The 261-nt window shown below is 64.4% G+C and carries 1 pseudogene; it reads right to left on the reverse strand.

The window, feature by feature from the left end:
• Window positions 1–261 (reverse strand): annotated as a pseudogene (locus AC0MA3_RS26580) (protein translocase subunit SecDF); the annotation flags it as partial.

Below are 261 nucleotides of genomic sequence, written 5' to 3' on the forward strand. Positions count from 1 at the left end.
GCTCGATGTGGATGGTCTTCATCTTGCGGCGGCGGACGATGGCCGTCATGACGATGCGCACGACGGTCACGGCGGTGAACATCGAAATCAGCGTGCCGATGACCATGGTGACCGCGAAGCCGCGGATCGGGCCGGTGCCGAACAGGAACAGCAGCAGCGTGGAAATCAGGTGGGTGACGTTCGCATCGACGATGGTGGCGTAGGCGTGCTTGAAGCCGCGGTCGACGGCGGCCATGGCGCCGATGCCCTTGCGGGCTTCTT

The organism is Paenibacillus sp. LS-5 (assembly GCF_056121505.1).